This window comes from Ornithinimicrobium kibberense (genome assembly GCF_006519705.1).
GTDB classification, from domain to species: domain Bacteria; phylum Actinomycetota; class Actinomycetes; order Actinomycetales; family Dermatophilaceae; genus Ornithinicoccus; species Ornithinicoccus kibberensis.
This window is the reverse complement of record NZ_VFXM01000035.1, coordinates 1-1154: the sequence shown is the minus strand read 5'-3', so window position 1 is coordinate 1154 and position 1154 is coordinate 1. Positions and strand designations below refer to the sequence as shown.

Below are 1154 nucleotides of genomic sequence, written 5' to 3'. Positions count from 1 at the left end.
TGCCGCATGCGGGATGCAGGGTTGCCGCGCTCCTACCAATGCCAGGACGCGGAGGGTCGGGCTGTCACCTTCGGTGCTGCCAAGTGGTTGCGGGTTACCGTGCCTTCATGCTCGCCGAGGACCTGCTCCTGCTCGCCGCTGCCGTCAGGCGGCCTCGCCCGGCTCTCGTAGCCGCCGCGGTCGCCGGCGCTGTACTGGCTGAGCTCGCCACCCTTGAGCGAGTCCAGGTGACCGCAGGACGAACCGTTGCCCTGCTGGATGCTCGCCCCACGGGCGAAACAGTTCTCGATGAGACGATCGAACGCCTGCAGCGCATGGGACCACGGCACCTGGACGAGGTGTGCCGGGTCATGGGACGGGTGGTCGTGGTCCAGGTCGAGCAAGCCTTGGTAGCCAAGGGAGCGATCGCGCTCGACGAGTCAGGCTTGTTCGGAGTGACCCTGGCCAAGGACTACGTGGTCACGGATCGCGACCGGCTACGGGCTCTTCAGGTGATGTTGGCCGACGNCTGCTGGGCGCAGCGGACTGGCTGGGTCATGTGATGCCCCCAGTGCTCGCCACGCGAGGGGTCAAGATGGACTTGTCGGCCGCGGCACGTCGCATATCGCATAACCGCTGGGTCGACGAGCCGCTCGTGAGGCTGGTGTCCAATGAGCAGGGCGGAGCGGCAGCAGCTGCAATGGGTGCTGTCTGACTTCACACGACCGCAGCCCCTTCCGTGAGTTTCGGCCGCTTACAAAGCCTTGACCGAGCACCTGCATCTCCCGCTTCCCGCTACTGTTCCGGTGAGCGGCCGAGCAGTCAGTAAGGGACCATAGGGGTCTTCCCTCACAGGTATGAGAAGGGCTGCGAGTAGGCCCCGGTGGTGCGCCGCGATACGCACGCTCATGCCGCGTCGCGGTTGGTTTAGTCGTCGCCCTCCAGCTGGCGCCGTATCAGTTGCCGATCCTCTTCCACGACTCGCCGGAACTGCATGTTCATCACCATCCGCGCTTGGATTTCGTCCCAGCCGTACTCGCGCTGCAGCGCAGCAAGCGCGCAATCGCGGTCGCGACAGTTGAAGAGAAGTTGGACTAGGGCGACTGGGTTCTCGACCGCCTGGACGATCGCGGCGAGCAGGTTGTCGGCTTGTATGACTTGGAGGGCCTCCTGGT

The 1154-nt window shown here is 65.1% G+C and carries 2 protein-coding genes; one reads left to right on the top strand and one right to left on the bottom strand.

The window, feature by feature from the left end:
- The first annotated feature begins 38 nt into the window (after nt 1–38).
- The gene (locus tag FJR00_RS15510; RefSeq protein WP_141339629.1) at nt 39–542 is read left to right on the top strand and encodes a GPP34 family phosphoprotein; all 504 of its coding nucleotides are present in this window, start codon (nt 39–41) and stop codon (nt 540–542) included.
- A gap of 364 nt (nt 543–906) precedes the next feature.
- Here FJR00_RS15510 and FJR00_RS15875 read toward each other — a convergent pair.
- A partial coding sequence (locus FJR00_RS15875) for a hypothetical protein (protein WP_181409677.1) occupies nt 907–1154 on the bottom strand: 248 nt, incomplete at its 5' end.